General features: G+C 71.8%; 20 protein-coding genes. 10 read left to right on the top strand and 10 right to left on the bottom strand.

From position 1 onward, the window contains the following. Positions 1 to 58 precede the first annotated feature (58 nt). Positions 59 to 1210, top strand: a complete 1152-nt coding sequence (locus ACIHCX_RS13475) for an NlpC/P60 family protein (protein ID WP_400029084.1) — start codon at positions 59 to 61, stop codon at positions 1208 to 1210. Here ACIHCX_RS13475 and ACIHCX_RS13470 read toward each other — a convergent pair. Genes ACIHCX_RS13470 through ACIHCX_RS13450 form a run of 5 tightly spaced genes read right to left on the bottom strand, consistent with a single transcriptional unit; the run spans position 1174 to position 6942 of the window. After that, positions 1174 to 2436 (bottom strand): styrene monooxygenase/indole monooxygenase family protein, encoded by a 1263-nt coding sequence (locus ACIHCX_RS13470; protein WP_400029083.1) that lies wholly within the window; start codon positions 2434 to 2436, stop codon positions 1174 to 1176. The two genes, ACIHCX_RS13475 and ACIHCX_RS13470, sit on opposite strands and share 37 nt — an antisense overlap. A 58-nt stretch (positions 2437 to 2494) precedes the next feature. Continuing rightward, on the bottom strand, positions 2495 to 3136 hold the full coding sequence (locus tag ACIHCX_RS13465; RefSeq protein ID WP_400029082.1) for a GTP-binding protein: 642 nt from the start codon (positions 3134 to 3136) through the stop codon (positions 2495 to 2497). After that, the gene (locus tag ACIHCX_RS13460) at positions 3117 to 3530 is read right to left on the bottom strand and encodes a DUF742 domain-containing protein (protein WP_400029081.1); all 414 of its coding nucleotides are present in this window, start codon (positions 3528 to 3530) and stop codon (positions 3117 to 3119) included. The genes ACIHCX_RS13465 and ACIHCX_RS13460 overlap by 20 nt, the downstream gene beginning before the upstream one ends. Continuing rightward, positions 3527 to 4036, bottom strand: a complete 510-nt coding sequence (locus ACIHCX_RS13455; protein ID WP_400029080.1) for a roadblock/LC7 domain-containing protein — start codon at positions 4034 to 4036, stop codon at positions 3527 to 3529. The genes ACIHCX_RS13460 and ACIHCX_RS13455 overlap by 4 nt, the downstream gene beginning before the upstream one ends. Then, entirely contained in the window at positions 4033 to 6942 is a 2910-nt protein-coding gene (locus ACIHCX_RS13450; RefSeq protein ID WP_400029079.1) for a nitrate- and nitrite sensing domain-containing protein, read from the bottom strand. The genes ACIHCX_RS13455 and ACIHCX_RS13450 overlap by 4 nt, the downstream gene beginning before the upstream one ends. 417 nt (positions 6943 to 7359) lie before the next feature. Between ACIHCX_RS13450 and ACIHCX_RS13445 the strand changes: the two genes are divergently transcribed. Further along, positions 7360 to 8148, top strand: coding sequence for a protein phosphatase 2C domain-containing protein (locus ACIHCX_RS13445; protein WP_400029078.1), 789 nt, complete (start codon positions 7360 to 7362; stop codon positions 8146 to 8148). A gap of 58 nt (positions 8149 to 8206) precedes the next feature. Here ACIHCX_RS13445 and ACIHCX_RS13440 read toward each other — a convergent pair whose 3' ends face one another. Continuing rightward, positions 8207 to 8698 carry a MarR family winged helix-turn-helix transcriptional regulator gene (locus tag ACIHCX_RS13440; RefSeq protein ID WP_400029077.1) on the bottom strand — a complete coding sequence of 164 codons (492 nt, stop codon included), beginning with the start codon at positions 8696 to 8698 and terminating at the stop codon, positions 8207 to 8209. 296 nt (positions 8699 to 8994) lie between these two features. On the opposite strand from ACIHCX_RS13440, the gene ACIHCX_RS13435 reads away from it, so the two are divergent. After that, entirely contained in the window at positions 8995 to 9813 is an 819-nt protein-coding gene (locus ACIHCX_RS13435) for a lysozyme (RefSeq protein ID WP_400029076.1), read from the top strand. Positions 9814 to 10063: 250 nt separating this feature from the next. Here ACIHCX_RS13435 and lon read toward each other — a convergent pair whose 3' ends face one another. Next, entirely contained in the window at positions 10064 to 12496 is a 2433-nt protein-coding gene (gene lon, locus ACIHCX_RS13430) for an endopeptidase La (RefSeq protein WP_400029075.1), read from the bottom strand. A 145-nt stretch (positions 12497 to 12641) separates the two neighbouring features. Continuing rightward, entirely contained in the window at positions 12642 to 13610 is a 969-nt protein-coding gene (locus ACIHCX_RS13425) for a rhomboid-like protein (RefSeq protein ID WP_400029074.1), read from the bottom strand. Positions 13611 to 13865: 255 nt separating this feature from the next. On the opposite strand from ACIHCX_RS13425, the gene ACIHCX_RS13420 reads away from it, so the two are divergent. The 7 genes from ACIHCX_RS13420 (at position 13866) to ACIHCX_RS13390 (ending at position 22931) form a co-directional block, all read left to right on the top strand. Then, positions 13866 to 14543 (top strand): spermidine synthase, encoded by a 678-nt coding sequence (locus ACIHCX_RS13420; protein WP_400029073.1) that lies wholly within the window; start codon positions 13866 to 13868, stop codon positions 14541 to 14543. A 123-nt stretch (positions 14544 to 14666) separates the two neighbouring features. Next, positions 14667 to 15404 (top strand): response regulator transcription factor, encoded by a 738-nt coding sequence (locus ACIHCX_RS13415; RefSeq protein ID WP_400029072.1) that lies wholly within the window; start codon positions 14667 to 14669, stop codon positions 15402 to 15404. Beyond that, positions 15401 to 16507 (top strand): ATP-binding protein, encoded by a 1107-nt coding sequence (locus tag ACIHCX_RS13410; protein ID WP_400029071.1) that lies wholly within the window; start codon positions 15401 to 15403, stop codon positions 16505 to 16507. The genes ACIHCX_RS13415 and ACIHCX_RS13410 overlap by 4 nt, the downstream gene beginning before the upstream one ends. 283 nt (positions 16508 to 16790) lie before the next feature. Further along, positions 16791 to 20582 (top strand): multifunctional oxoglutarate decarboxylase/oxoglutarate dehydrogenase thiamine pyrophosphate-binding subunit/dihydrolipoyllysine-residue succinyltransferase subunit, encoded by a 3792-nt coding sequence (locus tag ACIHCX_RS13405; RefSeq protein ID WP_400029070.1) that lies wholly within the window; start codon positions 16791 to 16793, stop codon positions 20580 to 20582. 86 nt (positions 20583 to 20668) lie between these two features. After that, entirely contained in the window at positions 20669 to 20851 is a 183-nt protein-coding gene (locus ACIHCX_RS13400) for a DUF6104 family protein (RefSeq protein ID WP_019075209.1), read from the top strand. A gap of 207 nt (positions 20852 to 21058) precedes the next feature. Further along, positions 21059 to 21919, top strand: a complete 861-nt coding sequence (locus ACIHCX_RS13395; protein WP_400029069.1) for a DUF4097 family beta strand repeat-containing protein — start codon at positions 21059 to 21061, stop codon at positions 21917 to 21919. A gap of 1 nt (position 21920) precedes the next feature. Beyond that, positions 21921 to 22931: a helix-turn-helix transcriptional regulator gene (locus ACIHCX_RS13390; RefSeq protein ID WP_400029068.1), complete on the top strand. Its 1011-nt coding sequence runs from the start codon at positions 21921 to 21923 to the stop codon at positions 22929 to 22931. Positions 22932 to 22967: 36 nt separating this feature from the next. On the opposite strand, the gene ACIHCX_RS13385 is transcribed toward ACIHCX_RS13390, so the two are convergent. Together ACIHCX_RS13385 and ACIHCX_RS13380 are read right to left on the bottom strand one after the other, a co-directional pair. Continuing rightward, a complete protein-coding gene (locus ACIHCX_RS13385) occupies positions 22968 to 23534 on the bottom strand; it encodes a Clp protease N-terminal domain-containing protein (RefSeq protein ID WP_400029067.1) in 567 nt (188 codons plus the stop codon). Next, a complete protein-coding gene (locus tag ACIHCX_RS13380; protein ID WP_400029066.1) occupies positions 23534 to 23743 on the bottom strand; it encodes a helix-turn-helix domain-containing protein in 210 nt (69 codons plus the stop codon). The genes ACIHCX_RS13385 and ACIHCX_RS13380 overlap by 1 nt, the downstream gene beginning before the upstream one ends. Positions 23744 to 23791 lie beyond the last annotated feature (48 nt).

Raw genomic sequence — 23791 nt, 5'->3', positions numbered from 1 at the left:
ATACGTCGAATCCTCCCGGTGCGGAGCGGAAACACCGCCCCGCACGGGAGGTGATGACGTGTCAGGAAAGGTGCCGCGTCTGGTGTGTACGGCGGCGGTGGCGGCGCAGGCCGCCTTCGCACCGGTGGCCGCCGTGGCCGCACCCGCGCCGCAGGAGCCCGGACAGCGTTCCGTCGCCGTACTGCTGACGGACCTTCAGACGCTGTACCGGCAGGCCGAGCAGGCCACCAAGACCTACAACGCCACCGCCGCGCAGCTGAAGCGGCAGCGCGTCGAGACCGAGCGCCTCGACGCCGACCTCGACGCCGCCCGGCGCGCCCTGGACGACAGCCGCGCGCAGGCGGCCCGGCTCGCCCTCGCGCAGTACCAGGGCAGCAGCACCGGACTCTCCTCGTATCTGCGGCTGCTGCTGGCGCCCGACCCGCAGGCCGCGCTGGCGGAGGGGCATCTGATCGGGCAGCTGGCGCGGGAGCGGGCCGAGACGGTCAAGCGGCTCACCGGCAACGAGAAGAAGGCCGCCGACCTCGCCGGCAAGGCCCGCAGCGCGCTCGACACCCGGGGCGCGCTCGCCCGGCAGCAGCGGCAGGCCCGGGACGACGTCCGGGCACGGCTCCACGCCGTGAAGAAGCTGCTGGCCTCGCTCAGCGCCGAACAGGTGGCGACGCTCACCCGGGCCGAGACGAACGGGGTCCCCACGGCGCGGCACACGTTCCCGGGCACCGGGGCGCTCAGCGGTGCCCGCACACCGTCCCAGGAGGGCGACGAGGCCGTGCGCTACGCCGTGCGCCAACTCGGCAAGCCGTACCAGTGGGGTGCCACGGGCCCGCAGGCCTACGACTGCTCGGGACTGACCTCCCGGGCCTGGCGGCACGCGGGGACGTCCATCCCGCGCACCAGTCAGGAGCAGTGGGCGCGGCTGCGGCACATCCCGCTCAGCGCGCTCCGGCCCGGCGACCTGGTCGTCTACTTCCGCGCGGCCACGCATGTCGCCCTCTACCTCGGCGACGGGATGGTGGTGCAGGCCCCACGGCCCGGCACGAGGATCAAGGTCTCACCGGTCGCGTCCAACCCGGTACTGGGCGCCGTACGGCCGGACCCGGACGGGGAGCCCCTGCTGCGCTACACGCCGCCGAAGCTCCCCCGAGGCGCCCTGTCCGGGCCGGACGCGAGTCTCTATGCGGCGGACGCCGCGGAGACCTCGGCGAGATAGGCCTGGGCCTTGTCCGGGTCGAAGAAGAAGTTCTCCAGGTCGGCCGGGTCGTCGAAGCAGTTCACGAAGCGGTCGGCGACCGGCTGGAGCTGACCGGCCGCACCGAGGACGTTCAGGACGTGCTCCGGCGGCGGGGCGAGCATGGCGTTGGTCCACTTGGTGACGTGCTGGGCGGTGGCCCAGTAGCGGTCGAACGTCTGCCGCATCCACTCCTCGTCGAACGGCTTGTCGCCGTGTTCGAGGATGGCGGCCAGGTACGCGGCGGCGCATTTGGAGGCCGAGTTGGAGCCCTGCCCGGTGATCGGGTCGTTGGCGACGACGACGTCCGCGACGCCGAGGACCAGCCCGCCGCCGGGCAGCCGGCCGATCGGCTTGCGCACGGTCGGGGCGTAACGACCTGCCAACGTGCCGCTGGCGTCCGTGAGTTCGACGCCGGCGGTCCGGGCGTGCTCCCAGGGCAGGAACGTCTTCATCAGGTCGAGTGTCAGGGCGAGGTGCTCGGAGGGGTCCTTGATGCCGCGGAAGGCGTCGAGCGGCCCGCCCGGAATGCCCTCCCAGAACAGGATGTCGGCACGGCCGGAGAGGGTGTGGGTCGGCATGATGAACATCTCGCCGACGCCGGGCACCAGGTTGCAGCGGACCGCGTCGAACTCCGGGTGCTCCGGACGCGGGCCCAGGCCGTGCACGTACGCCACCGCCAGCGCGCGCTGCGGCTCGCTGTACGGGGAGCGGGAGGCGTCCCGCTCGAACATCTTCACCAGCTCGCCCTTGCCCGCCGAGACGAGGACGAGGTCGTACCTGCGGGAGAAGTAGTCCAGGTCGCCGACCGCGGCGCCGTGGATGACGAGCTGGCCGCCGCGCTCGGCGAACGTCTCCATCCAGCCGGCCATCTTCACCCGCTGGTCGACCGACTGGGCGTACCCGTCGAGCCTGCCCACCCAGTCGATCGCGCGCTGCGAGGGACCCGGGTCGAAGGAGCCGGGGGCGGCGACCGAGACGCCGAGCCCCTCGATGTTCGGGGCCTGGGACTCCCAGAAGTTGAGCTTCAGGTCGCGCTCGTGCTGGAGGGCCGTATGGAACATGCACTGCGTCGACATGACCCGGCCGGCGCGGATCTCGTCCGCGGTCCGGTTCGACATCAGGGTGACCTCGTACCCGTGCGACTGAAGTCCGAGGGCCAGCTGGAGACCGGACTGACCGGCCCCCACGACGAGTATCTTCCGCATACGGGTGCTGCCTCCTACGACGTCGGGACTGCTCACTGGACTGCTCGGGGAGCGAGTACTACTCGGGGGTCTCCTCGAGTGCGTGGGCCACGAGGGCCAGCAGGGTCTCGATGGCCGAGATCCGGCGCCGCGCGTCCATGATCATGATGGGTATGTGTGCGGGGATCGTGAGCGCCTCCCGCACGTCCTCCGGGTCGAACTCGTCGCTGCCCTCGAAGTGGTTGACGGCGACGACGTACGGCAGCCCGCAGCTCTCGAAGTAGTCCAGCGCCGGGAAGCAGTCCTTCAGGCGGCGGGTGTCGGCCAGGACCACGGCGCCGATCGCGCCGCGCACCAGGTCGTCCCACATGAACCAGAACCGCTGCTGGCCCGGCGTGCCGAACACGTAGAGCACGAGGTCGTCGTCGAGCGTGAGCCGGCCGTAGTCCATGGCGACCGTGGTGGTCACCTTGTCCGGAGTCTCGGTGAGGTCGTCGGTCCCCTCGCTCGCCTCGGTCATCAGCGCCTCGGTCTGCAGAGGCGTGATTTCCGAGACGGCGGTGACCAGCGTGGTCTTGCCGACGCCGAAGCCGCCGGCCACCACTATCTTGGTGGCGACCGGGGCCCGGGTGCGGTCCGACTGCCAGGGCTGCAAGGTCTCGTCGGGCTCGTCGACGAGCGGGGAGACGCCCACGGCGGCGTCAGAGACGGCGGAGTCCACTCAGCACCCTTTCCAGCAGTGCGCGTTCCGGCCGGCCCGTGCCATGACCGGTTCCGGTTCCGTACACACGGATCTTTCCCTGGTCCGCGAGGTCGCTCAGGAGCACGCGGACCACGCCGAGCGGCATCTTCAGCAGCGCGGAGATCTCCGCCACCGTCCGCATCCGGCGGCACAGTTCGACGATGGCCCGCACCTCGGGCATGCCCTGGTTGGCCAGCGAGCCGTTGGTCAGCTCCCTGCGCTCCTCCGGGGCCTCCAGCGCGGCCACGAACGTCTCCACCTGGAGGACGTGGCCGAAGCGGGTACGGCCGCCGGTGAGATAGTAGGGACGGACGCGGGCGGCCTTGCGGTCGCCGCCGCGGACCGGGAGCCGTTTGGACGTACTGCCGCTCATCGGGTCGCTCCTTCGGTGCTCCCGTCGGTTTCCAGGGACTTGCGCAGCTCGCTGCGGAGTTCCGGCGTCAGGACGTGTCCGGCGCGGCCGACGAAGAGTGCCATGTGGTACGCCACGACGCTCATGTCGCACTCGGCGGAGCCGTGCACGCCGAGCAGCGACCCGTCGCTGATCGACATGACGAACAGGCTGCCCTCGTCCATCGCGACCATCGTGTGCTTGACCGCGCCGGACTCCATCAGCTTGGCGGCGCCGAGAGTGAGGCTGCCGATGCCGGAGACGATGGTGGCGAGGTCGGCGGCGGAGCCGCGTGGACCGGTGCGGGGCGCTTCGCGAGGCCGGCGGGCCTCGTCGATGCGACCGGGGTCCGAGGAGAGGAGCAGGAGGCCGTCGGAGGAGACCACGGCCACGGATTCGATACCGGGCACCTCCTCGACGAGGTTGCTCAGCAGCCAGTGCAGGTTGCGGGCCTCACTGCTCAGTCCGAAGGTACTGGGCGCGGTCAACTGCTTGCCTCCTCGACTGTGCCCCCCGTGGTCTGGTCGGCGATCTCCGCCTCCGCCTCGCGGTAGCCCTCCCGTGCTCCCTGGTGGAAGCCGCCCAGGCGACGGCGGAGCGCCTCGGCGTCCACGGAAGCGTTGCGCTGGCGCGGTGCCGGGGCGGGGGTGGCGATCCTCGGGGTGCGCTTGGGCAGGCCCTTGGCGGTGACCTCGTCCTCCGACGCGTCGGGGGTGCGGTGGTGTTCCGCCTCGGCTTCGCCGTCGGCGGGGGTGTTCTGCTGCGGGGGCAGTGTGGTGCGGGTCGTCTCGCCGACGCCTCCGGCCGGTTCGTCCGCTTCCGCACGGGTCTGCCGTGGGAGGGGCGCGAAGGCCTCGGCCGCGTCCTCGTCCGGGTCGCTCCCGGCCGCGGTGCCGGCAGGGGTCTCCCGGGGGGCCTGCTCGACATCGGCGGGGTCGGGGTGCGGGCGCGCCGGGTCCGGCTCACCCGCGGGCGACGGGAGCAGGAGTTCCATCGTCGTCTCGGACGGCGACGGCGACTCCTCGTCCGCCGGTCCCTCGGAGGCGGCCGGCTCCTCGACGGTGGCCGGCTCCTCGGTGGACGGCTGCCCGGTGGACGACTTCTCGTCCGCCGGTGCCCCGTTCGTCGCCTCCGCCTCGCGCACCGCCTTCTCGGCCAGCGCGACCAGGGGGTCGGTGCCCTCGGCGTGGGCGGGCAGGACGTTGGAGTTGGCCTCGGCGTCGGCACCGGGCAGGTTGACCGCGGGGGCGTCTCCGGAGGCCGGGGCGGAGGCCGCGACGGCGGAGGCGGGCGCCGCCGCCAGCACGGACTTGGGGACGACCACGACGGCCGCGATGCCGCCCTGCCTCTGCTCGCGCAGCTCGACGCGCGCGCCGTGCCGGTGGGCGAGGCGGGCCACGACGTACAGGCCGAGGCCCAGGCCCTGGTCGCCCTCCTTGTCGTAGGCCGACTTGGGGTCGAACTCGGTGAGGCGGGCGTTGAGGCGGGTCAGCCGCTCCTCGGGCACGCCGATGCCCTCGTCCTGGACGGAGAGCATGACCTCGCCGTTCTCCAGGAGCCAGCCGGAGACCTCGACGGGCTGGTCCGGCGGGGAGAACGAGGTGGCGTTCTCCATGAGTTCCGCCAGCAGGTGGGACAGGTCGTCCGCCGCGAAGCCCGCCACGTTCGCGTGCGGCGGCAGCGCGGCGATGCGGACGCGCTCGTAGCGCTCGATCTCGCTGACCGCGGCGCGTACGACGTCGACCAGCGGGACCGGCCCGGCGTGCTGCTGGACCTGCTCGGAGCCGGCCAGCACGAGAAGGTTCTCGCTGTGCCGGCGCATGACCGTGGCGAAGTGGTCGAGCTTGAAGAGGGTGGAGAGACGGTCGGGGTCCTCCTCCCGGTCCTCCAGACCCTCGATGACGGTGAGTTGCCGCTCCACCAGACCGAGCGTGCGCAGCGCCAGATTGACGAAGCTGCCGCCTATGCCGCTGCGCAGCCGCTCCAGCTGGGCGGCGGAGTCGGCGAGTTCGGCGCGCAGCTCCTCGCGGGCGTCCGCCATCTTCTGGCGCTGGCCGACCAGGTGCTTGCGGTCCGCCTCCAGCGTGGCGATCCGCTCGGCGAGCGCGACGGCCTGCGCGTGCAGGGTGTTGACGGAGCGGACGACCTGGGCGAACTCGTCGTTGCGACCGGTGAACTTGACGGGTTCCTCGGTGGCCGGGTCCTGCGCGCCGGCCAGCCGGGCCGAGCCCAGGCGCAGCACCGCGAGCGGCCGGGTCAGGGTGCGGGCGAGCCCGGTGGTGATGCCGAGGGTGACCAGCAGCAGGGCGCCGAGCAGGGCGATGCGGATCTCCAGCGCGGTGACGTCGTCGTCGCGGAGCTGCGCCAGGCCCTTGGTGCGGTGGTCGTACAGGGAGGACTCCGCGCCGCGCATCAGGTCGACACGGGCGCTGAGCGCGGCATCCGCCTTCTTGACGCTGGTGTCCAGGTCGGTGTCGGAGAGGGTCGGCTGCCCAGTGAGCGAGGCGAGGTACTTGTCCGCGGTGTCGACCTCGGCGCCGCTCACCGTGGAGTCGTACACCGAGCGGGCCCCCTGGGGCGCGGTGTCGCGGAAGCCGGCGAGGGAGGCGTCGGAGCGCAGCCGGGCCTGCTGGGCGGCGGCGCTCAGGGCGTCACGCTGCTTGGTGTCGGCCTCCGAGGAGGTGTTGGCCTGCGTGGGCAGGCCGGTGATGGGGTTGTAGACGGTCTGCGTGGTGTAGGGCACGTTCAGCGCCGCGAGCAGCAGGCCGCGGGTCGCGGCGGCCTCCTGGACGGCGGTGTCGAGCTGGGCGAGCGCGTGGGCGCCGGAGCCGGCCCGTGCGGGCATCTGCTCGGCCAGCTGCTCGGCCAGCTTGTGCAGGTCGGTGATGGCGGCGGAGTAGGCCTCGTGCGCCTGGAGGGCGGTGCTCTTCCCGGTGAGCGCGGTGCGGCGCACGGCGGCTATGCCGTCGAGGTCCTTGCGCAGCCAGGCGGGCACGTCGGGGTCGGCGCGCAGCTCGTCGACCTGGCGGTCCACGCGGGTGCTGCGCTGCTCGGAGGGCGCCTTGTCCTTGGGGCGGCCGGCGGCGACGTAGGAGGTGACCTCGTCGCGCTCGTCGGCCAGCGAGTGGGCGAGGGCAAGCGCGTCCTGGGTCTGCCCGGCGCGTGCCACCAAGTTCTGTGAGTCGTTCACCTGCCCCGAGGCGGCTATCAGGGAGGGCGCGCCCGCACCGGCCACCGCGGCGGCCACGACGGCGACGGCGGCGATCAGACGGTTGCGTACATGCGTGGGACGGCCCTTGCCGACGGGGGTGACGGGGGGCGTGCCGGGCCTCTGCGCCGGGTTACCTGCCATGGCCGTCTGCTTGCCTGCGCGCCGAGGCCGCTTCATCTGCACCGGTGCTCGCATTCCTGTACTCGTGTACTCATGGGCCCGGGTGGTGCCCCGTCAGCTGGCGCGGACAGGTGCGTACACCCTCCCCGCGCTCTCGACTCCGCTCAAGCAGGGGGGACCTGCATCGGTTCCCGACCCTCCCAGTGCCGGTGGGCAGTGGTCCTGCATCGTCCGACCGGCCACCCGAAGGAGTGAACCCCGGAGGGGAGTTGGCGGGCAAGTTCCTCCGGCGCATGCGCGGGCGCCGCACGGTGGGCCGGTTGGACGTCTGCTGCAGGCTTTGGCAGTATTCGCCGCCACGCCTTCCCGGAGTGATCCAATTCAACCCAAAACAGGCGGCTGACCTGCGCCGCCTCGTCGATTCCCGGATGGCCGCCCCCCTTTCGCAGACGCTGTGAAGGGCTCGTGCAGACTGGCCGGATGCGCACTGAGGTTGTTTCGGAGCCCGGCCGTCCCGACTGCCCCAACGAGGACTTCGCGAGTGTCGGACTACCCGCTTCTGGACAGGGTGGTTGCCTGGTCGTCCTCGACGGGGTGACACCGCCGCGGACCGGCACGGGGTGTTCGCATGCGGTGTCCTGGTTCAGCGCCCGGCTGGGCGGTGCGCTGACCGAACTGACGGTTTCCTGCCCAGATCTGACACTGTCGGAGATTCTTTCGCGCGCAATCCTCCGTACCCGCGAGGCACATGCTCCGACCTGTGACCTTTCTCACCCGCGCACACCTCAGGCAACCGTCGTTCTGGCCCGCTGGTCATCGGAGGCGGTCGAGTACCTGGTGCTGTCCGACTCCGTCCTGCTGCTGGAGTCGCCCGACGGTTCGGTCACCCCGGTCCTGGACGACCGGCTGGCCCGCCTGCCCCGGGCCTCGCTCGCCACGGACGCGCTCATCGACGCCGTCGTGCGCAACAAGGAGGGCGGCTTCTTCACCGCGGCGGCGGATCCCTCGGTGGCCGGCCGGGCCGTGACGGGCAGCGTGCCGCGCGGTGAGGTCCGGGCGCTGGCCGCGCTGACGGACGGGGCGGCACGCTGGGTGGAGAAGTTCCACGCGGGTGACTGGGAGCGGTGCCTCGGTCTCGTACGCGAGGAGGGGGCGGGCGCGCTCGTGGGCCGGGTGCGGGCCCTGGAGACGGCCGACCAGGAGGAGCGGACGTATCTGCGGCGCAGCAAGACGCACGACGACGCGACGGTGGTCTTCGTGGAGCCGTGAGCGGCCGGCCGACGGGTCGACGCCGACGCGTCGACGGGCCGGCAGGGGACTCCTTCTCCTACTTCTCCGTGACCTCGTTCAACTCGTGCAGCAACCGGGCCAGTTCGGCGACCTCGCGGCGGTCCCAGTGGGCGAGCCGGCTGACGTAGCGGGCGCGGCGGGCCTCGCGCACCTGGCCGACCCGGCGGCGGCCGTCGTCGGTGAGGGCCACCAGCCAGGCCCGTCCGTCGGCGGGGTCCGGTTCCCGGGCGACGAGGCCGAGTTCCTCCAGGGCGTGCAGCTGACGTGACATGGTCGCCTTGCCGACGCCGATGTACCCGGCCAGATCCGTGGCGCGCTGGCGGCCGCACTCCTCCAGGCGGACCAGCAGCCCGTAGGCGGCGGGCTCCAGGTGCGGGTGGACCTCGCGGGCCATCTCACCCTGGTTGGCCCGCGCGCGCCGCATCAGCACCGTCAGTTCCCGTTCGAGGGACAGGAACTCCCGGTCCGCACCACCCGGCGACACGGCGGACACGACCTCACGTCCGCCGCTGTTCACGTCTTCGTGCACGTCAGCCCCTGCCTGAAGGTTTCCCGTTCCTGAAAGTTTCCGCCCGCCGGCGCCATCACCGCAGCTCCGTCAGTATTTCGCAGGCGTAGACCATCGGCAGACTCCGGGCCCCCTTCCCAGGCCCCGGTCTACGTGCGTAGCTTCTTTATCGGGCACTTACTGCCATGCTCACGCCACTGCTGTCGCCCGCGGGTCGCGGGTCGGCGTGGCTGCTCGTCAGCGCGACCGGGATATGCCCATGATCAGGACATACCCGTATCCCCCCACCGAGCACCATCGAGCTTCGGAGGCATGCCATGTCCGTGCACAGATCCGGAACGGCCCGTTTACGGCGGTTCAGCGTCGCCGGAATCATGCTCACCGCGTTCTCCCTGCTCTTCACCCTCCCCTCCGCCGCGGCCACCGTGCCCGCGCGCGGCTCCGCGTACATGGGCATGGGCATCGTGGAGCACGACGGCCAGGGCGGCACGCCGGCCGGTGCGGACGCCACCCAGACCGAGGGCGTCGACGTGGCCAGCTACCAGGGCAACGTCGCCTGGTCCACGCTGTGGAGCAGCGGCGTCAAGTGGGCGTACACGAAGGCCACCGAGGGGACGTACTACACGAACCCCTACTTCGCCCAGCAGTACAACGGCTCGTACAACGTCGGCATGATCCGCGGCGGGTACCACTTCGCGACCCCGGACACCACCAGCGGGGCCGTCCAGGCCAACTACTTCGTCGACCACGGCGGCGGCTGGTCCCGTGACGGCAAGACCCTGCCGGGCGCCCTCGACATCGAGTGGAACCCGTACGGGGCCTCCTGCTACGGCCTGTCGGCGAGCGCGATGGTCAACTGGATCGCCGACTTCCTGAACACCTACAAGGCGCGCACGGGCCGGGACGCCGTGATCTACACGGCCACGAGCTGGTGGACCGAGTGCACCGGCAACTACGGCGGCTTCGCCGCCAACAACCCGCTGTGGATCGCCCGTTACGCCTCGGACCCGGGCACCCTGCCGGCCGGCTGGAGCTACTACACCATGTGGCAGTACACGTCGTCCGGCCCGACGGTCGGCGACCACGACAAGTTCAACGGCGCGCTGGACCGGGTACAGGCACTCGCCAACGGCTAGCCCGACACTGCCCGGCCGGGATCAGGTGCCCGCCGATGGCCAGCACCTGATCCCGGGGACACACACGGACCGCCGCGTCCCAGGGCGCGGCGGTTCGGCCTGAGGCCCGGGGGGGCGATGCCGCCCGAGCCCCAGGCGTGCGGGCGGCCGTACGGCCGCGAGCCCCGGGGCGCGGCCGGAGCGCCGGAGTCCCGCCGCCCGGGCGGCCGCGGGGGAACGGTCGCCGCCCGGGGCGGTCCGGGCGGACGGGTCACGCGGCGGCCGGAACCTCCGGTGACGTGTCGTTCGTCGCGGGGGCGAGGGCCAGTTCCAGGACCTGGCGGACGTCGGCGACGGTGTGGACCTCGAGCTTGTCCAGCACCTCCGCCGGGACGTCGTCCAGGTCGGGCTCGTTGCGCTTGGGGATGACCACCGTCGTCACCCCCGCGCGATGGGCGGCGAGCAGCTTCTGCTTGACGCCGCCGATCGGCAGCACCCGGCCGGTCAGCGAGACCTCGCCGGTCATCGCCACGTCCGTGCGGACCAGGCGGCCCGACAGGAGCGAGGCGAGCGCGGTGGTCATCGTGATGCCCGCGCTCGGACCGTCCTTCGGCACCGCGCCCGCCGGGAAGTGGATGTGCACGCCCCGGTCCTTCAGATCGCCCACGGGCAGCTCCAGCTCGGCACCGTGGCTGCGCAGGAAGCTCAGCGCGATCTGCGCGGACTCCTTCATCACGTCGCCCAGCTGACCGGTCAGGGTCAGCCCGGCCGCGCCCGTCTCCGGGTCCGCGAGGGACGCCTCGACGAAGAGGACGTCGCCGCCGGCCCCGGTGACCGCGAGCCCCGTCGCCACGCCCGGCACGGACGTGCGGCGCTCGGCCGGGTCCTGGGCGGACTCCGGAAAGTGGTGCGGACGGCCGATCAGCCCGCGCAGCTCACCGTCGGTGACGGTGAACGGCAGCTCCCGCTCCCCCAGTTCGTGCTGGGCCGCGATCTTGCGCAGCAGCCGCGCGATGGACCGCTCCAGGGTCCGCACCCCCGCCTCGCGCGTGTACTCGCCGGCGAGTCTGCGCAGCGCGCCCTCCTCGATCGTGACCTCGTCCGGGTGCAGACCGGCCCGCTCCAGCTGGCGCGGAAGCAGGTGGTCGCGGGCGATGACGACCTTCTCGTCCTCGGTGTAGCCGTCCAGGCGCACGATCTCCATCCGGTCGGCGAGCGCCTCCGGGATCGCCTCCAGGACGTTGGCCGTGGCCAGGAAGACGACGTCGGAAAGGTCCAGCTCCACCTCCAGGTAGTGGTCCCGGAAGGTGTGGTTCTGCGCCGGGTCCAGGACTTCGAGCAGGGCCGCGGCCGGATCGCCGCGAAAGTCGGAGCCCACCTTGTCGATCTCGTCCAGCAGGATCACCGGGTTCATCGACCCGGCCTCCTTGACGGCGCGCACGATCCGCCCGGGCAGCGCGCCGACGTAGGTACGCCGGTGGCCGCGGATCTCGGCCTCGTCGCGGACGCCGCCGAGGGCGACGCGCACGAACTTCCGTCCCATCGCGTGGGCGACGGACTCGCCGAGGCTGGTCTTCCCCACGCCGGGCGGCCCGACGAGCGCGAGCACGGCACCGCCGCGCCGCCCGCCGATCACGCCCAGGCCCCGGTCGCCGCGCCGCTTGCGCACCGCCAGGTACTCGGTGATCCGCTCCTTCACGTCCTCCAGGCCCGCGTGCTCGGCGTCCAGGACCGCCTTGGCGCCCTGGATGTCGTAGGCGGAAGCACTGTCATCGGTTCGCTCGTTCCACGGCAGGTCGAGGATCGTGTCGAGCCAGGTGCGGATCCAGGAACCCTCGGGCGAGGCGTCGGAGGCGCGTTCCAGCTTGTCGACCTCCTTGAGCGCGGCCTCCCGCACCTTCTCCGGCAGGTCGGCGGCCTCGACACGGGCGCGGTAGTCGTCGGACTCCTCGCCCTCGCTCTCGCCGCCCAGCTCGCGCAGCTCCTTGCGCACGGCCTCCAGCTGGCGCCGCAGCAGGAACTCGCGCTGCTGCTTGTCGACGCCCTCCTGGACGTCCTTGGCGATGGACTCGGCCACGTCCTGCTCGGCGAGGTGGTCGCGCAGCCGCTGCGTGGCGAGCCTGAGGCGGGCCACCGGGTCGGCGGTCTCCAGCAGCTCGACCTTCTGCTCGGTGGTCAGGAAGGGCGAGTAGCCGGAGTTGTCGGCGAGCGCGGAGACGTCGTCGATGGCCTGCACCCGGTCGACCACCTGCCAGGCGCCGCGCTTGCGCAGCCAGGCGGTGGCGAGCGCCTTGTACTCCTTCACCAGTTCGGCGACCTGGCCGGGCACCGGCTCGGGCACGCTCTCGTCGATCCGGGTCCCCTCGACCCACAGTGCGGCGCCCGGCCCGGTGGTCCCGGCACCGATCCGCACCCGACCGCGACCGCGGATGAGCGCGCCCGGATCGCCGTCGGCCAGCCGGCCCACCTGCTCGATGGTGCCCAGCACACCGGTCCTGGCGTAGGTCCCCTCGACCCGCGGCACCAGCAGCACCCTGGGCTTGCCCGGCTCGTCCCGCGCGGCGGCCTGCGCGGCCTCCACCGCGGCCCGTACCTCGGCGTCGCTCAGATCCAGCGGAACCACCATCCCGGGCAGCACGACCTCGTCGTCGAGCGGCAGCACGGGCAGGGTGAGCGGTGTGAACGCGGTGGACTCAGCAGCCATGATCTCCCCTTCGGCAGTCAAGTTGAGTTATGCCGACTCAATGCACGGGGCGGATCGATTGTTCCCCGACGCCTGTTCGCTCTGAGCGATCGGCCTTCCACACACTGCGCACACAGAGGGAGGGCGAGCGGCCGTCCGGGGCGACTCAGACGGTCTGGGGCGCGGCAGCCGCCGCCAGCCGCGCCTGGCGCCAGCGGCGCACCACCGGCCACGTCGCCACGCCGAGTCCCACCGCGATCAGATGGCCCCAACTCGTCATCGGGTCGGCGAACACGGCCAGGTCCTGGACCAGCATGCCCACGAACACGGCGAGCAGGGGCCAGCGCAGCCAGGGCGTGAGCAGGCCGGCCAGGGCACCGAGGCTGGCCGCGACGCCGAAGCTGATGCCGTAGTCGAGGCGGTGCGCCGAGCTGCCCGGCAGGCGGCCCGCGAGCACGGCGAGCCCGACGGGCACCTCGGTGGCGAGGGTGGCCAGCACGTGCCCGAACAGGAAGACACCGACGGTGCGCAGCCCTCCTATCCGGCGCTCCAGCGCGGTCAGCACCAAAAGGAAGCAGAGGGAGTACGACGACACGACGCCGCCCGCGATCCACAGCGCGCTGGCCGGCAGCACCAGCAGGGGCGCCCGCAGGAGGTGGGCGACGTCCGTGCTGGAGCTCTGGTGCAGGGACTCCACCACCGCGGGATCGGCGTACCGGGAGACGAGCGACGTGGCGGCGAGCAGGGCCGCGTACCCGAAGGTGAACGGGGTCCCGGTGGGACCGGGCAGCAACCGCCACGGACGCAGAGCCCGCAGAGCCCACAGACGCCGCAGGCCCCGCGGATCGCACAGCCCCCGCAGCCCAGCGGCGGGTCGTGCCGCACGGACGGGCTTCGTGCGCGCGCCTCCCGGGACGGCGCCGCGCGCCCACGCCCGCTGCTGCGGCAGGCCGTCCAGCACCTGCGGCACCTCCGTCGGCGTGCCGCTCACGACCGCGTCCGCGCCCCCGCCGAGGACCGCACTCTCCGCACTCTCCGCACTCTCCGCGCCCGCGTCGCCCGCGTCGCCCACGGGCAGGCGCGGGCCCGAGGGTGGCGGCGGGCCCGAGGGGCCGGTGGTCGCGGTCCGTTCCACGGTGCGGCGCTCCTTCCGTCGCGGTCCACACTTCGTGTCCCGGGCGCCCCTGTCCATGACCGGCGCCACCCACGCGGCGATTCTCAGCAACCTATTAAGTTTGCGGCCACCCCGGCCACCCCGGCCACCCCGGCCACCTCAGCAGCACCGGCGGCCCTGGCACCCCCGGCTGCCCCGCCGCCCGCGACGCGCTCGCACACGGGTGTCACCCGTAATTCACGTGGCCTTGTAGGCCCGTTGGGGCAGGATGGCCCCATGACCGGCTCGTACGACGCCCCTGAGGTGCTGGACCGCCGCGAGGGCCCCCACGGCGAGGTCGTGCTGCGCCGGCACGGGGCGCTGCTGCAGATCATCGCCAACGGCTGCTTCCTGATGGACACCTCCGACGGGCGCTCCGAGCGCCTCCTGGTCGACGCGGCGCTCGCCGCGCTGCCGAAGCGGCGGGCACCGAGCGTGCTGATCGGCGGCCTCGGCGTCGGCTTCTCGCTCGCGCACGCCGCGGCGGACCAGCGCTGGGGACGGGTCACCGTTGTCGAACGCGAACGCGCGATCATCGACTGGCATCGCGGCGGCCCCCTCGCCGAACTCACCGGCGACGCGCTGGCCGACCCGCGCACGGAGGTCGTCGAGAGAGACCTGATCGCCTACGTCAATGAGACATCCGACACGTTCGACGCGCTGTGCCTGGACATCGACAACGGCCCCGACTGGACGGTCACCGAGGACAACGAGGAGCTGTACGGACCGGTCGGACTGGCAAGCTGCGCAAGGGTGTTGAAGCCGGGAGGGGTGCTCGCGGTGTGGTCCGCGAAGCCATCTGCGGAATTTGAAGGAACCTTGCGGAATGTCGGGTTCCGACAGGTGCGCACCGAAGAGGTCCCCGTTGCCCGGGGCGTTCCGGACGTCGTGCACCTCGCAGTCCGACCTGGATAGCAAAGGTGCGGTGAGTCCCCGTACGCTGCTTCCCTGGCGCCGATCATTCACGCGTCAATCGCAACTACGCGCAGTCAAGGAATCACCCCACGGATTCCGGAAAGCACACCTCAGGGGCGGGCGATGGAGCAGACACACACCGCGCACAACGGCACGACGGCGAGCCCGGGCGCCCAGCGCCGGGTCCTGGTGGTCGAGGACGACCAGACCATCATGGATGCCATCGCCACCCGCCTGCGCGCCGAGGGATTCCTCGTGCAGACCGCGGGCGACGGCCCGGCCGCCGTCGACACGGCCGAGGCCTGGCAGCCGGACCTGCTGATCCTCGACATCATGCTGCCCGGCTTCGACGGCCTGGAGGTCTGCCGCCGCGTGCAGGCCCAGCGCCCGGTGCCGGTGCTGATGCTCACCGCGCGCGACGACGAGACCGACATGCTGGTCGGCCTCGGGGTCGGCGCCGACGACTACATGACCAAGCCGTTCTCGATGCGGGAGCTGGCCGCACGCGTGCACGTGCTGCTGCGCCGCATGGAGCGGGCCGCGCTGGCCGCGGCGACCCCGCGCAGCGGCATCCTGCGCCTGGGCGAGCTGGAGATCGACCACGCCCAGCGCCGGGTGCGCGTGCGCGGCGAGGACGTCCACCTCACCCCGACCGAGTTCGATCTGCTGGTGTGCCTCGCGAACACCCCGCGCGCGGTGCTCTCGCGCGAGCAGCTGCTGGCCGAGGTGTGGGACTGGGCGGACGCCTCCGGCACCCGGACCGTGGACAGCCACATCAAGGCGCTGCGCCGGAAGATCGGCGCCGAGCGGATCCGCACGGTGCACGGCGTGGGCTACGCGCTGGAGACACCGACACCGTGAGCGACGGGCCGGCCACACGGAGGGACCAGGGCGACCCCTGGGGTGGCGTCCGCCCGTTCTCGATCAAGACCAAGCTGGGCGCGCTGGTCGTCATATCGGTGCTGATCACCACGGGCCTGCTGATGATCGCCGTGCGCACGGCGACGGAGCTGCGCTTCATCACGGTCTTCTCGATGATCGCCACGCTGCTCATCACGCAGTTCGTGGCGCACTCGCTCACCGCGCCGCTGGACGAGATGAACACGGTGGCCCGCTCCATCTCGCACGGCGACTACACGCGCCGGGTGCGCGAGAACCGCCGGGACGAGCTGGGCGACCTGGCCCAGACGATCAACCGCATGGCCGACGACCTGGAGGCCGAGGACCGTCAGCGCAAGGAGCTGGTGGCGAACGTCTCCCACGAGCTGCGCACGCCCATCGCGGGCCTGCGCGCGGTGCTGGAGAACATCGTCGACGGGGTCACCGAGGCCGACCCCGAGACCATGCGGACGGCGCTGAAGCAGACCGAGCGGCTCGGCCGGCTGGTGGAGACGCTGCTGGACCTGTCCCGTCTGGACAACGGCGTGGTGCCGCTCAAGCAGCGCCGGTTCGAGGTGTGGCCCTATCTGGCGGGCGTGCTGAAGGAGGCCAACATGGTCGCCTCGGCCCGCGCCGGCATCGCCTCCGGCTCCGGCAGCCACACCCGTACGGACGTGCATCTGCACCTGGACGTCTTTCCGTCCGAGCTGACCGCGCACGCCGACCCCGAGCGCATCCACCAGGTGGTCGCCAACCTGATCGACAACGCGGTCAAGCACAGCCCGCCGCACGGGCGCGTGACGGTGAAGGCGCGGCGCGGCCCGCAGCCGCAGTCGCTGGTGCTGGAGGTCCTGGACGAGGGGCCCGGCATCCCGCGCTCGGAGTGGCACCGCGTCTTCGAGCGCTTCAACCGGGGCGCGGTGCACCGGCCGCACGGCCCGGGCAGCGACGGCGGCACCGGGCTCGGCCTGGCGATCGCCCGCTGGGCGGTCGATCTGCACGGCGGCCGGATCGGTGTGGCCGAATCCGAGCGGGGCTGCCGGATCCTCGTCACTCTTCCGGGCGCACCTTCTTTGCCAAGTTGACGTAAAGTCGATCACGATCCCCAAGATCACGAGCATCCGCGCAGGCGGACACGTGTGATCCCGACGGGGCCCGCATCCCCAGGGGGTCGGGCCCGGGTCCCCCCTTCCCTGACACAGCGGAACTACGCTTGTTTCCCGCCATTTCAAGCCCCGAAACCCGGGTTTCGATGTGACTTACATGACGAAGGAGTGGCCCGACCTGACCTTCCCCCTCTCAGGGGCGTAGCCTTTATTCCCGCTGTCCATCATTCTTGTGAAGAAGCGGAAGAGGGCGGTTGCCGCCGTGTCGCCACAGTCCCCCAGTAACTCGAGCATCTCGACCGACACCGACCAAGCCGGGAAGAACCCCGCAGCTGCGTTCGGTGCCAACGAGTGGCTCGTCGACGAGATCTATCAGCAGTACCTCCAGGACCCGAATTCCGTAGACCGTGCCTGGTGGGACTTCTTCGCCGACTACAAGCCGGGGGCCGCCGCCCCGCAGGCTCCGGCGGGTACCGCGGCCGCGGGGGCCGCGGAGACCACCACCGCGGCTCAGGCGGCGCCCGCCGCTCCGGCCCGGCCCCAGGCCGCCGCCGCGCCGGCCGCCGCTCCCGTGCAGCCTCCGGCCGCCGCTCCGGCTCCGGTCGCGGCGCCCGCGAAGCCGGCCGCTCCGGCTCCGGCGCCCGCGAGGGCCGCCGCCCCGGCCGAGCCCGCCGCCGCGGCACCCGCGGGTCCGGAGCTCGTCACGCTGCGTGGTCCCTCGGCCGCGGTCGCGAAGAACATGAACGCCTCGCTGGAACTGCCCACGGCCACGTCCGTGCGCGCCGTCCCGGTGAAGCTGCTGTTCGACAACCGCATCGTCATCAACAACCACCTCAAGCGGGCCCGCGGCGGGAAGATCTCCTTCACGCACATCATCGGCTACGCGATGGTCCAGGCCATCAAGCAGATGCCGTCGATGAACTGGTCCTTCGCCCAGAAGGACGGCAAGCCCACCCTGGTCAAGCCGGAGCACGTCAACCTCGGCCTGGCCATCGACCTGGTGAAGCCCAACGGCGACCGCCAGCTCGTCGTGGCGGCCATCAAGAAGGCCGAGACGCTGAACTTCTTCGAGTTCTGGCAGGCCTACGAGGACATCGTCCGTCGCGCCCGCGACAACAAGCTGACGATGGACGACTTCACCGGCGTCACCGTCTCCCTCACCAACCCCGGCGGTCTCGGCACGGTCCACTCCGTGCCGCGGCTGATGCCCGGCCAGTCGGTGATCATGGGCGTCGGCTCCATGGACTACCCGGCGGAGTTCCAGGGCACCTCCCAGGACACCCTGAACAAGCTCGGCGTCTCCAAGGTCATGACGCTCACGTCGACCTACGACCACCGGGTGATCCAGGGCGCCGCCTCCGGCGAGTTCCTGCGCGCCGTCGCCAACCTGCTGCTCGGCGAGCACGACTTCTACGACGACCTCTTCAAGTCGCTGCGCATCCCCTACGAGCCGGTCCGCTGGCTCAAGGACATCGACGCCTCGCACGACGACGACGTCACGAAGGCCGCCCGCGTCTTCGAGCTGATCCACTCCTACCGGGTCCGCGGCCACGTCATGGCCGACACCGACCCGCTGGAGTACCAGCAGCGCAAGCACCCCGACCTGGACATCACCGAGCACGGGCTCACCCTGTGGGACCTGGAGCGCGACTTCGCGGTCGGCGGCTTCGCCGGCAAGACGCTGATGAAGCTGCGCGACATCCTCGGCGTGCTGCGCGACTCGTACTGCCGCACGGTCGGCATCGAGTTCATGCACATCCAGGACCCCCGGCAGCGCAAGTGGATCCAGGACCGTGTGGAGCGCCCGCACTCCAAGCCGGAGCGCGAGGAGCAGCTGCGCATCCTGCGCAGGCTGAACGCGGCCGAGGCCTTCGAGACCTTCCTGCAGACCAAGTACGTCGGCCAGAAGCGGTTCTCCCTGGAGGGCGGCGAGTCCGTCATCCCGCTGCTCGACGCGGTCATCGACTCGGCGGCCGAGTCCCGCCTGGACGAGGTCGTCATCGGCATGGCCCACCGCGGCCGCCTCAACGTCCTGGCCAACATCGTCGGCAAGTCGTACGCGCAGATCTTCCGCGAGTTCGAGGGCAACCTCGACCCGAAGTCGATGCACGGCTCCGGCGACGTGAAGTACCACCTGGGCGCCGAGGGCACCTTCACCGGCCTGGACGGCGAGCAGATCAACGTCTCGCTGGTGGCCAACCCCTCCCACCTGGAGGCGGTGGACCCGGTCCTGGAGGGCGTCTCCCGCGCCAAGCAGGACATCATCAACAAGGGCGGCACGGACTTCACGGTCCTGCCGGTGGCGATCCACGGCGACGCGGCCTTCGCGGGCCAGGGCGTGGTGGCCGAGACCCTGAACATGTCGCAGCTGCGCGGCTACCGCACCGGCGGCACGGTCCACGTCGTCATCAACAACCAGGTCGGCTTCACCGCCGCCCCGGAGTCCTCGCGTTCGTCCATGTACGCCACCGACGTGGCGCGGATGATCGAGGCCCCGATCTTCCACGTGAACGGCGACGACCCGGAGGCCGTGGTCCGCGTGGCGCGGCTGGCCTTCGAGTTCCGCCAGGCGTTCAACAAGGACGTGGTGATCGACCTCATCTGCTACCGCCGCCGCGGTCACAACGAGTCGGACAACCCGGCCTTCACCCAGCCGCTGATGTACGACCTGATCGACAAGAAGCGCTCGGTGCGCAAGCTCTACACCGAGTCGCTGATCGGCCGGGGCGACATCACCCTGGAAGAGGCCGAGCAGGCGCTCCAGGACTACCAGGGCCAGCTGGAGAAGGTCTTCACCGAGGTCCGCGAGGCCACCTCGCAGCCGGCCTCCGGTGACGTCCAGGCTCCGCAGGACGGCTTCCCGGTCGCGGTGTCCACGGCCGTCTCCGCCGAGGTCGTCAAGCGCATCGCCGAGTCCCAGGTCAACATCCCCGACCACATCACCGTCCACCCGCGGCTGCTGCCGCAGCTCCAGCGCCGCGCGGCGATGGTCGAGGACGGCACGATCGACTGGGGCATGGGCGAGACCCTGGCCATCGGCTCGCTGCTCCTGGAGGGCGTCCCGGTCCGGCTGTCCGGCCAGGACTCCCGCCGCGGCACCTTCGGCCAGCGGCACGCGGTGATCATCGACCGTCAGACGGGCGAGGACTTCACCCCGCTGCTGTACCTGTCCGAGGACCAGGCCCGGTACAACGTCTACGACTCCCTGCTGTCCGAGTACGCCGCGATGGGCTTCGAGTACGGCTACTCGCTGGCCCGCCCGGACGCGCTGGTGATGTGGGAGGCCCAGTTCGGCGACTTCGTCAACGGCGCGCAGACGGTCGTGGACGAGTTCATCTCCTCCGCCGAGCAGAAGTGGGGCCAGACCTCCGGCGTCACCCTGCTCCTGCCGCACGGCTACGAGGGCCAGGGCCCGGACCACTCCTCCGCCCGCCCGGAGCGGTTCCTGCAGCTGTGCGCGCAGAACAACATGACGGTCGCGATGCCGACCCTGCCGTCGAACTACTTCCACCTCCTGCGGTGGCAGGTGCACAACCCGCACCACAAGCCGCTGGTCGTCTTCACCCCGAAGTCGATGCTGCGCCTGAAGGCCGCGGCCTCGAAGGCGGAGGAGTTCACCACGGGCCAGTTCCGTCCGGTCATCGGCGACGCGTCGGTGGACCCGGCGGCGGTCAAGAAGGTCGTCTTCACCGCGGGCAAGGTCTACTACGACCTCGACGGCGAGCGCCGCAAGCGGGGCGTGACGGACACGGCGATCATTCGCCTCGAGCGCCTGTACCCGCTCCCGGGTGCCGAGCTCCAGGCGGAGATCGCCAAGTACCCGAACGCGGAGAAGTACCTGTGGGCCCAGGAGGAGCCGGCGAACCAGGGCGCGTGGCCGTTCATCGCCCTGAACCTCATCGACCACCTGGACCTCGCGGTCGGCGCGGACATCCCGGCCGGCGAGCGCCTGCGCCGCATCTCCCGCCCGCACGGCTCCTCCCCGGCCGTCGGTTCCGCGAAGCGGCACCAGGCGGAGCAGGAGCAGCTGGTGCGCGAGGTGTTCGAGGCGTAACCGCTCCCGCGCGTCGTACCTGACCGGGCCGCACCCCCTGACCGGGGGTGCGGCCCGGCCGTTTCAGCCCACCTATCCTTGACGGCATGTACTTCACAGACCGTGGCATCGAAGAGCTGGAGAAGCGGCGGGGCGAGGAGGAGGTCACCTTCGAGTGGCTGGCCGAGCAGCTGCGGACCTTCGTCGACCTGAATCCGGACTTCGAGGTGCCGGTGGAGCGGCTGGCGACCTGGCTGGCCCGGCTGGACGACGAGGACGACGACGAATAGGGATCCGCGCAGGGGTCCGCGCAGGGATCCGCGCAGGGATCGGCAGCCGTTCGGTGCGGGGCGCCCCTCAGGGGCGCCCACTCGCGTTTTCGGGGGCGATTCCGCGCGTCACCGGATCGTGTGCCTTGACTTCCCGCGAGCGCGATATATCGTGTTTGACAGACGACGCGATATGGCGTGTCGCGTCCAGTCCGGGAGGTCTGCCCCATGTCCGAGTGGTCCGTCGGTGAGCCCAGGAAGCTCACCTTCGACGAGTCCGTGACCGTGCTCAACATCCGCATCGTGCACGGCACGGTGAACGTCGTGGGTGCCGACGAGGGTCCCGCCCGCCTGGAGGTCTCCGAGATCGAGGGGCCACCCCTGGTGGTCACCCAGCAGGGCGGGACGCTGACGGTGGCGTACGAGGACCTGCCCTGGAAGGGCTTCCTCAAGTGGCTGGACCCCAAGGGCTGGCGGCGCAGCGCCGTGGTGTCCGTGGCCGTTCCGGCGAGCGCCCGCGTGGAGCTCGGAGTGGTCGGCGCCGGCGCGATGGTCTCCGGGATCGACGGACGCGCCGAGGTCAAGGGCGTCTCCGGGGACACCACCCTGGTGGGTCTCACGGGCCCGGTGCGCGCGGACACCGTGTCGGGGAACGTGGAGGCGCAGGCGCTCTCCGGTGACCTGCGGTTCAACTCGGTCTCCGGCGACCTGACGGTGGTCGACGGCGCCGGTCCCTCGGTGCGGGCGGACTCGGTGAGCGGGTCGATGATCGTCGACCTCGACCCGGCGGGCGGCCCCACCGACGTCAGCCTGACCAACGTCTCCGGCGAGATCGCCATCCGGCTCCCGCACCCGGCGGACGCGCAGGTGGACGCGAACACCGCGAGCGGGACGGTGTCCAACGCCTTCGAGGACCTCAAGGTCAGCGGCCAGTGGGGCGCCAAGCGGATCACCGGCCGCCTCGGCGCGGGCAACGGCCGGCTGAAGGCGACCACCGTCTCCGGCTCCATCGCGCTGCTGCGGCGCCCGCCGGCCGAGGACTCCCTCGGCGGCACCACGGAGGGCTCGAACAACGGGAAGGTGCTCTGAGATGGCTCCCGTCTTCGCGCACGGCCGCCTGCGCCTGTACCTGCTCAAGCTGCTCGACGAGGCCCCGCGCCACGGCTACGAGGTGATCCGGCTGCTGGAGGAGCGCTTCCAGGGCCTGTACGCCCCGTCGGCGGGCACCGTGTATCCGCGGCTGGCCAAGCTGGAGGCCGAGGGCCTGGTCACGCACACCACCGAGGGCGGCCGCAAGGTGTACGCGATCACGGACGCGGGCCGCGCCGAACTGGCCGACCGCAGTGGTGAACTGGCCGACCTGGAGCTGGAGATCCGCGAGTCCGTCGCCGAACTCGCCTCGGAGATCCGCGCCGACGTGCGCGGCGCCGCGGGCGATCTGCGGCGCGAGATGCGGGCGGCGGCGTCCCAGGCACGGGAGGGCGCCGGAGCCCCGGGCGAGCACGGCAAGGCCGACGACAAGGAGGCCTGGCAGGCCGCCAAGGAGGAGATGCGGCGCGTCAAGCAGGAGTGGAAGGAGCAGGCGCGGCGCGCGAAGGAGGAGAGCCGCAGGGCGCGCCACGAGGCCCAGCGGGCCCAGCGGCAGGCCAAGGAGGCGCAGGAGCGGGCGCGGACCCAGACGCAGGAGGAGGTGCAGCGCATCGCCAAGCGGATCCAGGACCAGGTGCAGGACCACTTCGACCGGGGCGACTGGCCCACGGGTGTGCGCGAGGGCCTGACCGAACTGGCCAAGGAGTTCGGCGAGTTCGGCAAGGACTACGCCTTCGGCCGCACCGCGCCCCGGCCCGAGCACTCCACGCCCCCCGAGTACTCCACGACCCCGGAGGACCTCCCGGCCGGCTACGAACCGGCCTGGGCGCACGAGGACCTCACCGGCGACCCGGCCCGCGATCTGGACCGCATCCTGGACCGCTTCCGCGACGACATCCGCGACTCGGCCCGGGACCACGGCGTCTCCGCCGACCAGCTCCGTGAGGCCCGCCGCCATCTGTCCACGGCGGCGGCCCACATCGCCTCGCTCCTGCACCGCCCGAAGGTCTGACGGCCGCCGCCCGTCGGCCCCTCGGGCGGCCGTCCCTCAACTTGCCGCCCGCGCCTCGCCGCCGCCGTACAGCACGCGGGTCACCGACTCGTAGGTCACACCGTGGTCGGCGAGGGCCTCGGCGGGCACGCCGGGGCGGACGGTCAGGGCGAGGAGGATGTGCTCGTCGCCGATGTGTCGGTCGCGGTGGGCCACCGCCGTGCGCAGGGCCTTCTCGAGCGTCTCCTTGGCACTCCGGCCGAAGGCGCGGCGGCCGGGCCAGGAGCCCTTGCCCTGCCGGTCGCCGGACATCGCCCCGACGCCGTGAGCCTCCTCCACCCGGGAGACGATCTCCGAGACGTCGATGCCCAGGCCCGCGAGGGCGTCGGCCTCGGCCCGGGACAGGCCTGCGCGCCGCCGCGCGTCGTGCAGCGCCTGCCGCACGGGCTCCCCGTGCTCATCGAGCCCCAGCGCCGCCAGCGCGAAGGACCCGCGGCTGCCCTCGCGGTCGAGCAGGGCGAGCAGCAGGTGCTCGGCGTCCACGCTCTGCGCTCCCGCGTCGTCGGCGTACTCCACCGCGCCCCGCACCACGGCCCGGGCGTCCTTCGTGAACCGTTCGAACATCACTGCCTCCCGTACTTCTTGTGCACGGCCTGCCTGCTGACGCCGAGTTGGGCGGCGATCTCCTGCCACGACCAGCCCTGGTTGCGCGCGCTGCGCACCTGTACCGCCTCCAGCTGCTCGAGCAGCCGTCGCAGCGCGGCCACGGCCCGCAGCCCGACCCGGGGATCGCGGTCGCCCGCGCGCTCGGCGAGATCCGTTGCTTCGGTCATGCGGTCAACCTACATTGACACGCAGCGTACGTCAACAACAGTTGACAG

Source organism: Streptomyces sp. NPDC052043, assembly GCF_044548235.1.
Lineage (GTDB): Bacteria > Actinomycetota > Actinomycetes > Streptomycetales > Streptomycetaceae > Streptomyces.
The sequence above is the reverse complement of the archived record's forward strand: the minus strand, read 5'-3'. Positions and strand labels throughout refer to the sequence as shown.

Bases quoted from the DNA above. Each gene is read 5' to 3' on its own strand.
- ACIHCX_RS13420 (WP_400029073.1), top strand. From the start codon at position 13,866: ATGACCGGCTCGTACGACGCCCCTGAGGTGCTGGACCGCCGCGAGGGC.
- ACIHCX_RS13445 (WP_400029078.1), top strand. From the start codon at position 7,360: ATGCGCACTGAGGTTGTTTCGGAGCCCGGCCGTCCCGACTGCCCCAAC.
- ACIHCX_RS13380 (WP_400029066.1), bottom strand. From the start codon at position 23,743: ATGACCGAAGCAACGGATCTCGCCGAGCGCGCGGGCGACCGCGATCCC.
- ACIHCX_RS13395 (WP_400029069.1), top strand. From the start codon at position 21,059: ATGTCCGAGTGGTCCGTCGGTGAGCCCAGGAAGCTCACCTTCGACGAG.
- ACIHCX_RS13385 (WP_400029067.1), bottom strand. From the start codon at position 23,534: ATGTTCGAACGGTTCACGAAGGACGCCCGGGCCGTGGTGCGGGGCGCG.
- ACIHCX_RS13390 (WP_400029068.1), top strand. From the start codon at position 21,921: ATGGCTCCCGTCTTCGCGCACGGCCGCCTGCGCCTGTACCTGCTCAAG.
- ACIHCX_RS13435 (WP_400029076.1), top strand. From the start codon at position 8,995: ATGTCCGTGCACAGATCCGGAACGGCCCGTTTACGGCGGTTCAGCGTC.
- ACIHCX_RS13460 (WP_400029081.1), bottom strand. From the start codon at position 3,530: ATGAGCGGCAGTACGTCCAAACGGCTCCCGGTCCGCGGCGGCGACCGC.
- ACIHCX_RS13415 (WP_400029072.1), top strand. From the start codon at position 14,667: ATGGAGCAGACACACACCGCGCACAACGGCACGACGGCGAGCCCGGGC.
- ACIHCX_RS13400 (WP_019075209.1), top strand. From the start codon at position 20,669: ATGTACTTCACAGACCGTGGCATCGAAGAGCTGGAGAAGCGGCGGGGC.
- ACIHCX_RS13470 (WP_400029083.1), bottom strand. From the start codon at position 2,436: ATGCGGAAGATACTCGTCGTGGGGGCCGGTCAGTCCGGTCTCCAGCTG.
- lon (WP_400029075.1), bottom strand. From the start codon at position 12,496: ATGGCTGCTGAGTCCACCGCGTTCACACCGCTCACCCTGCCCGTGCTG.